The organism is Kitasatospora sp. NPDC040550, from assembly GCF_055594965.1.
In genome coordinates, this window is sequence record NZ_JBVIWC010000050.1 from 24,559 (window position 1) to 32,008 (window position 7,450).

The 7,450-nt window shown below is 72.9% G+C and carries 8 protein-coding genes; 5 read left to right on the forward strand and 3 right to left on the reverse strand.

Going from position 1 to position 7,450, the window contains the following annotated elements; genetic code table 11:
- Window positions 1–142: 142 nt before the first annotated feature.
- The 3 genes from ACZ58X_RS39490 (at window position 143) to ACZ58X_RS39500 (ending at window position 1,508) form a co-directional block, all read left to right on the forward strand.
- Complete coding sequence (locus ACZ58X_RS39490; RefSeq protein WP_470338393.1) at window positions 143–541, forward strand: peptidoglycan-binding domain-containing protein; 399 nt, start codon at window positions 143–145, stop codon at window positions 539–541.
- Between the two features lie 121 nt (window positions 542–662).
- The gene (locus ACZ58X_RS39495; protein ID WP_470338394.1) at window positions 663–1,034 is read left to right on the forward strand and encodes a peptidoglycan-binding domain-containing protein; all 372 of its coding nucleotides are present in this window, start codon (window positions 663–665) and stop codon (window positions 1,032–1,034) included.
- 69 nt (window positions 1,035–1,103) lie between these two features.
- Entirely contained in the window at window positions 1,104–1,508 is a 405-nt protein-coding gene (locus ACZ58X_RS39500) for a peptidoglycan-binding domain-containing protein (RefSeq protein ID WP_470338395.1), read from the forward strand.
- 133 nt (window positions 1,509–1,641) lie between these two features.
- Here the strand turns inward: ACZ58X_RS39500 and ACZ58X_RS39505 are convergent, their stop codons facing one another.
- Window positions 1,642–3,279 carry an alpha/beta hydrolase gene (locus tag ACZ58X_RS39505; RefSeq protein WP_470338396.1) on the reverse strand — a complete coding sequence of 546 codons (1,638 nt, stop codon included), beginning with the start codon at window positions 3,277–3,279 and terminating at the stop codon, window positions 1,642–1,644.
- A 229-nt stretch (window positions 3,280–3,508) separates the two neighbouring features.
- Between ACZ58X_RS39505 and ACZ58X_RS39510 the strand changes: the two genes are divergently transcribed.
- Together ACZ58X_RS39510 and ACZ58X_RS39515 are read left to right on the forward strand one after the other, a co-directional pair.
- Entirely contained in the window at window positions 3,509–4,585 is a 1,077-nt protein-coding gene (locus ACZ58X_RS39510) for a Rieske 2Fe-2S domain-containing protein (protein ID WP_470338397.1), read from the forward strand.
- A 139-nt stretch (window positions 4,586–4,724) separates the two neighbouring features.
- Entirely contained in the window at window positions 4,725–5,180 is a 456-nt protein-coding gene (locus ACZ58X_RS39515) for an SRPBCC family protein (RefSeq protein WP_470338398.1), read from the forward strand.
- Here the strand turns inward: ACZ58X_RS39515 and ACZ58X_RS39520 are convergent.
- Window positions 5,170–5,985: a hypothetical protein gene (locus tag ACZ58X_RS39520; protein WP_470338399.1), complete on the reverse strand. Its 816-nt coding sequence runs from the start codon at window positions 5,983–5,985 to the stop codon at window positions 5,170–5,172. The genes ACZ58X_RS39515 and ACZ58X_RS39520 overlap by 11 nt on opposite strands.
- 190 nt (window positions 5,986–6,175) lie before the next feature.
- Window positions 6,176–7,117, reverse strand: coding sequence for a TIGR01777 family oxidoreductase (locus ACZ58X_RS39525; protein WP_470338400.1), 942 nt, complete (start codon window positions 7,115–7,117; stop codon window positions 6,176–6,178).
- Between the last annotated feature and the right edge of the window lie 333 nt (window positions 7,118–7,450).

Sequence of the window (7,450 nt, forward strand, 5' to 3'; positions counted from 1 at the left end):
GAGGCGTCCCCTGTCGACGTCCCAGCGGGCCGAACGGGCTCGCGCCTGGTGCAAAGTCCTCCCTGTCGGTTCCGGGCTGGACCGACGGATCACGGGGCGAGCCGGGCGACTGCGGCCGGTGTCCTGGCTACGGAGGATTGCGATGAACGTCATGAAGAAGGCCACTCTCGCGGTGGCCGCGACCCTGCTCCTCGCCACGGGTGGCATCGCCACCGCCGGTACCGCGTCGGCGGCAACCCCGATCAGCTGCGCCGGCCGTGAGTACGAGCAGGGCGGCGCGCCGTTCAAGCCCTCCGAGTCGGACAAGCACTTCGGCTTCTACAACGGCTACACCGAGACCCCGTCCCCGTCCACCTTCAGCTGGGCCACCGTCGAGGCGCAGTGCCTGCTCAACACGATCGGCAACAACCTGACCGTGGACGGCTACTACGGGCCGAAGACGCAGGACGCTGTTCGTGTCGTCCAGCGTGGGGAGAGCCTGGCCCAGGACGGCTTCGTCGGCCCCGACACCTGGCCCGCGCTGCGCTTCGTCGCCTGGTGATCCCCCCTCAGGTCCCGGCGGCCCAGGTCCTGGGCCGCCGGTGGGGCACCTCCGGCCGGCCGAAGGTCGCGAGGATCCGCCCGAAGTTCCGTACACGACAGCTGTTTCCAGGGAGTTCGTCATGAGCAAGTTCCGGCGCCGGATGGCCGCCCTCACCGCATCTGCTGCCATCGCCCTGGGAGGCGTGGTGGCCCTGGCCCCGCAGGCTTCCGCGGACGGGTACTGCAGCTACATCTCGGACAGCGCAAGGCCCTACGTGTCCCCGAACCAGAACAACGACGCGGTCAAGCAGGCCCAGTGCCTGATCCTCTTCGAGAGCGGCTTCGGGATGAACAACGCCGTGCAGATAGACGGCAAGTACGGCCAGCAGACGTACGCCGGCGTGATCTGGGTCCAGCACTGCAACGGACTGTCGGAGGACGGCATCGTCGGCCCCAGCACCTGGGAGAAGCTCTACCACCCGAACTACGCGTGCCAGCGGTTCGACAACTGACCGTTCCGGGCAGCACCGACGGCCGGCGCGGGAACCGCCCGGCCCACCCACCACTCGAAGGGCAGACCCATGAAGGCAGCAGGCAAGCGTGCCGTACGTAACACCGCGATGCTCGGCGCGGTGGTGGCGGCCGTCGCAGGGCTGACCGCAACGCCGGCCCAGGCGCAGTACGGCTACTGGCAGTCCTGCATGCAGGAGGTCGGCCGCTACCACTACCTGGGCTGGGACCTCCCGGACGTGACGCTCGGCAAGGGCTCGGGCGGCGTCTGCGTCAAGGAGCTGCAGTCCGATCTCGTACAGCTGGGCCTCGTCCAGAGCCAGGACGTCCCCAATTTCGTGGACGGCGACTTCGGCGGCAAGACGTACGACGCGGTCGTGGCCTACCAGCACAAGTACTCCGACGCCGGCGGCGTGGACGGCCTGGTCGGGCGGAACACCTGGCACGGCCTGATCGCACGTACCGAGTTCGAGTAGGCCTCCTGGACAGCGCGGGTGGCCGCCGGGTCCGCGAACCCGGCGGCCACCAGCCCTCGCGCCACCTCTGCGGCGCAGCCCCCCGGTGAAGGGGGGCTGCGCCGCTCAGTGCTGTCGGTCCTACAGGGGATTCCTAGCGCAGCACCCCGCGCAGGGCCTCGGGGTCGGTGGGGGCGAGCGGGGCGGCCGGTGCGGTGGTGAGGGCCTTCGCGGTGGCGGGCGGCGGGGTCACGTACACGGGGGCCGGGTCGGCCTCCGGGGCGCAGGTCTTGGCGATCCGTCCCTTGCCCTGGGGCAGGCTGCCGTCGCGCAGGTAGGCGGTGAAGGTGTCGTCCAGGCAGGCGTTGTCGTGGAAGAGGATCTCGTGGAAGCTGCCGCCGTTCTGGACGACGAGCTTGGAGCCCGGCAGCGCGTCGTGCATGGCGAGGCCGCCCTGGTAGGGGGTGGCGGCGTCCTCGGTGGCCTGGAAGAGCAGGACGGGGGGCAGGCCCTTGCCGGTGATCTTCAAGCGGCCGGCCGGGTTGCCCTGGTAGGGCCAGAACATGCAGGCGGCGTTGTACCACATGTTGTTATAGGCGTAGAAGGGTGCGCGGGCGTCGACCTTCGCCTGGTCCTTCTTCCAGTACTCCCAGTCGCGCGGCCAGGCGTTCTCGGTGCACTGGGCCGCGTTGTAGGCGGGGAAGGCCCCGTCGTCGGCGCCGGGGGCAGCGTACTTGTTGTAGGCGATGTTCAGCGGCCGGGTGTCGTGCTGGGTGAGGTAGGCGGAGAGCACGGTGGCCATCCGGGGCCAGCGCAGGAAGTTGTAGCCGCCGCCGTAGAAGGTGTCCTCGAACTCGGCGGGGCCGATCTTCCCGGGTGCGGGGGCGGCGTCGACCGGGTCCTTGCGCAGGGCGTCCTCGACCTGGTGGTAGGCCTGGGCCACGGCGGCGGGGTCGGTGCCCAGGTGGTAGGTCGGGTCGGCCTTGGCGGTCCAGGCGGTGAAGGCGTCGAAGCGGCGCTGGTGCTCCTCGTCCTGGAGGACGTTGTGGTCGTACCAGCTGATGGTCGGGCCGACGATGCTGTCCAGCACCATCCGGCGCACGTGGGAGGGGAAGAGCTGGCCGTAGGTCGAGCCGAGCGAGGTGCCCCAGGAACCGCCGTAGTAGTTGATCTTCGGTACGCCGAGGGCCCGTCGGATGCTGTCCAGGTCACGGGCGTTGTCGACGGTGGTCATGTGCGGCAGCAGCCAGGACCAGTCGGCCGCGCAGTCGGCCGCGTAGCCGGCCGCCTTCTTGAGCCAGGCCTTCGAGGTGCCCTGGCTCAGCTGGTAGTCGGGGCGTTCGGCGTCGAAGTAGTGGGCGTCGCAGATGACGTGGGGGTCGCTGCCGTTGGTGCCGCGCGGGTCGAAGCCGATCCAGTCGTAGGTGGCGGCGACGTCCGCCGGGATCTTCCCGGCGATGTAGGCCGGCATCCACAGACCGGAGTCGCCGGGGCCGCCGGGGTTGAGCAGGATCGGACCCTGCTGCTTGTCCTTGGGCGCGGTGGCGGGCAGCCGGTTGAGCTTGATCCTGATCTTGCGCCCGTGCGGGGCGGCGTAGTCCACCGGCACCTCCAGCATCGCGCACTGGAGGGCCGGGGTGGCCGGGTCGTTGCAGGAGCTCCAGGCGAGCGTGCCCTGGCCGGTGTCGACCAGGTCGGGGCTGTCCGGTTCGGCGGCCGAGGCGGGGCCGACGAGTCCGCCGAAGGTGGCGAGAGCCGCAGCGGCCGAGAGCAGGGCGATGGCTTTTCTCATGGGGAGCATGATGTGACATGTGCAATGGCACATCCAGGGAACGGACCGGACTTTACCAAGCTTTGACCGATCCTCACGCACCCGACTGATCATCAGACCTTTGCCCCCATGCGGAGATTGACCGCACGAAGCACTCCGATCCGTGGCTAGCATCGAAGATCCACGCTGTTCGGACGCCAAGCGCCTGGGACGGGCCGCGCCGGACAGACCGACAGGAGGGCCCATCCACGTGTCCCACCCGCACGTCCACCCCGTCAGTTCCCGACCGACCGCCGCCGACGTCGCGCTGCCGCCCGCCCTGCCCTACCCCGACGGCTGGGCCGCGCTCGCCTTCTCCGCCGAACTCAAGCCCGGAACGGTGATCACCCGGCAACTCGCCGGCGAGGACGTGGTGCTGTACCGGTTGCGCGACGGCCGCCTGCGCGCCGTCCGCCCGTACTGCCCGCACCTGGGCGCCCACCTCGGACTCGCCGAGGTCCAGGGCACCCACCTGCTCTGTCCCTTCCACCGCTTCGCCTTCGACGCCGACGGCCGCTGCGTACGCACCGGCTACGGCACCCCGCCGCCCCGCGCCGCGCTGTCCCCGCTGCCGGTGCGCGAGGTGAACGAGGCGGTCTTCGTCTGGCGCCACCACGACGGCCGGGAGCCGGACTGGGAGATCCCCGCCTGGCACGTCCTCGGCGGCCGGCCGCTGCGGCACATCTCCTTCGAACTGCCCGGCCACGCCCAGGACGTCATGGAGAACTCCTTCGACCTCGGCCATTTCGTCACCCTGCACGGCTGGCCGGAGGGCGAGTTGGCGGCCCCGGTCGTCTTCGACGGGCCGCGCTTCCACATCTCGATGCGGGTACGGGAGAAGTTTCCCCTGGTCGGGATGCGCGAGGTGGAGGTCGAGGTCGACGGCTACGGCCTCACCGCGCTGCACACGGACATCCACACCCGCTCGCTCGGCCTGCAGATCTGCTCCCTGGTCATGCCCACCCAGGTCGCCCCCGCCCGGATGCAGCTGCGCCAGGCGAGCCGCTTCGCCCTGGCGGAACCGGCCGCACTGCCGCCGGCGCTCGCCCGGACGGTCAGCCGCACGGTGACCAGACTGCTGGCCGGTCCGATGTTCCGGCACAGCGTCGAGTTCACCTCGGCCGACTTCCCGATCTGGTCCACCAAGAAGTACCTCACCCCGCCACGGCTCGCGGCCGGCGACGGGCCGATCGGCGCGATGCGGCACTGGGCCCGGCAGTTCTACCCGCCGGACCACCGGCAGCAGCTGCCGACGCCGACCCACCCGGACGGCGCCCGGCTGAACTGACGGTCACCCGGCGGCCGTGCGGCGGCGGCGCTCCGCCTCCGCGCCGTCGCGTCGGCCCACCTGCCCGCCCAGGCCGCCCAGGCCGCCTCACCGGCAACCGCCGTCCGGCCGTCGCGCCGCGGGAGCCGTAGACTGCGGCATGGCCCGTTTCGTCCTGACCCGCCGTTCCCCGCTGCCGCCCGCCGAGTGCTGGGCCCGGCTGACCGCCTGGCACCGGCACGGCGACCGGGTGCCGTTCACCCGGGTGACCGTGGTCCAGGGCGACGGGCAGCAGGTGGGGGACGTGGTCCTGGCCCGGACGACCCTGGGGCCGCTGCGCCTCGACGACCCGATGGAGCTGGTCGAGCTGGCCGCGCCCGAGCGGTGCCGGCTGGCGAAGCGCGGCCGGGTGGTGCGCGGCGGCGCCGAGCTGCGGGTCCGCGCGGTCGGCGCGGGCAGCGAGGCGGTGTGGGCCGAGGAGCTGCGCATCACCGGGCTGCCCCGGCTGTTCGACCCGGCGGTGGCCCTCGCCGGCCGGCTGGTGTTCGGCCGGGTGCTGGACCACCTGCTGGCCACGGCCCCGGCCCGGCCGGGGACTGAACCCGCTACGGATTGAGGGCGCGCCAGCTCAGGTACTGCTCGCGCACGTAGTGCCGCTGGTCGCCCTCGACCGTGATCCGGTCGTACGTGACCAGCTGCTCCGCCGCCCGCAGGGCGATCGCCAGCGCCAGCCCGTCCCCGTCCCGCAGGAAGACCCGGTCGGCCAACGCGGCGCGGCGCAGCAGGTACTCGCGCCGCCCCCGCTGCCGGGGCCGCCGGCCCTCGGCCGGCAGGGCGTCCGCCTCCTGCTCGATGCCCGGCGCGTCGGCGTAGGCCCGCTCCGCCCCGGGCACCCCCTCGGCGGGCGCGGCCCACACCCGCAGCGGCGGCAGCGGCGGGAAGCCGCGCACCCGGAGCACCTCGTTCGCGAACTCCGCCTCCTCGACGGGCAGTCCGCGCTCACCGAACAGCGCGAACAGCTCGGCCATGGCCCGGGACGGCACGCCCGACGGGGTGTCCTCCTGGGTGACCGGGAACGTGCCGAGCAGCGGTCCGGGGAACCGGCCCGGCGGATCGGCGAGCCGCAGGCGCAGCGTGAGACGGCGGGTACCGATCTCCTCCTCCTCGCCGAACTCCATGGCCAGCCCGCGGAGTTCCGTCCACGCGAAGCGGCGCGGCAGCAGGTACCGGACGAGGGTGACGCCCCGCTCGTCCACCCGCAGCCAGAAGGCGTACGGGGTCGCGAAGAACGCGGCCGCGGCCACCAGCACCGCGACCAGGAAGGCTCCGAAGGGGTCGATCGCACCGGTGCCCACCAGGGCGATGCCCGTGGCGACCATCAGCACGAAGCCGACACCGGAGCGCTCGCTCCGCATCTGCATGGACGACAACCGAACCGTGCGCATCCCGCGCCCCCTCCCCCGTGGCCCCGCCCCCCGTGGCCGCCACCACCGTCCCGTCCCGGCCCGCTCCGGGCAAGCTCCGGCGCGCAGCTGTGACAGCCCCGTGACGCCCTCGGCCCTCCCCCGAACCTGCGCCGCCCCCGTCCCAGCGCCCCTCTCAGCGCCCGCTTCACCGTCCGCGCAGCCGGCGTACCAGGTTGCGGGCGGCCTGCGGCCAGTCCGGGTAGGCGAAGGCGAAGCCCGCCTCCAGCAGCCGGGCGGGCACCACCCGGCGGCTCTTCAACAGCAGTTCGCTCTCCGAGCGCAGCGCGAAGGCGCCGAGTTCGGCCATCCAGCGGGTCGCCGGGAGCGCAAGCGGCATGCCCCAGCCCGCGCGCAGCTCGCGCATGAACTCGCGCTGGGGCAGCGGGTTCGGGGCGGCGAGGTTGACCGGGCCGCTGAGCTCCGGCCGCGCGACCAGGAACTCGACGGCGCGGACGAAGTCCCGCTCGTGGATCCAGGACACGTACTGGGCGCCGCCCGCGATCGGCCCGCCGACGCCGAGCCGGGCCAGCCAGGACAACGAGTCGAAGGCGCCCCCGCGCTCGGGGCCCAGGACGACGGCGGTGCGCAGCGCGAGGCGCCGGGTGTGCGGGGTGTCGGCGTCCGCCTGGGCGTCCTCCCAGGCCCGGGCGATCTCGACGCTGTACCGCCAGGAGGCGGGGGCGTCGGGCTCGGTGCCGCCGATCCGGCCGTCCAGCTCGCCGTTGGGCGCGTCGTACCGGTGGGCGTAGACGGTGGCGGTGCTCATCTGCAGCCACACGGCGGGCGGCCGGCGGGCGGCTGCGATCGCCCGGCCGACGGCCCGGGCGGAGTCCACCCGGGAGTCCATCATGGCCCGCTGGTTCTCCTGCGTGTAGCGGCAGTTGACGCTGCGCCCGGCCAGGTTGACGACCACGTCGCTGCCGTCCAGCTCGGCCGCCCAGGCGCCCTGGGTCCGCCCGTCCCAGCCGACCTGCCGGGGCCCGGCGGGGCGCCGGCTGAGCACCGTGACCTGGTGCCCGGCGGCCGTCAGACTGCGGTCGAGCAGGGTTCCGAGCGCGCCGGAGCCGCCGGGGATGACGATCTTCATGAGTTCCCCCTCATCTTCGCCCCGAGCCTAGCGCGCATATTGAACACGTTCAATTCCACGGGAGTCGCGGTTCGGCCACCGCCCCCGGGACCGCGCCGAGAGCAGGCCCGGAAGACCGATGACCGTGCAGGAGATCGGGAACCGAAGGAAAGAGGCACATCGTGACCACCGCACTGGCCGGGCGACGGCTTCCACCTGCGGGCCCTACCGGTCCGGCTCTGACGGCCGGCGAAGCCCGTGACGCGGCGGGGGCGGGGGGGCGGGGGGGCGGGGGGGGGACCCGGGGGAGGTGGGGGGGCCGGGCCGGTGGGAGCCACCAAAGACCCCCCTCCC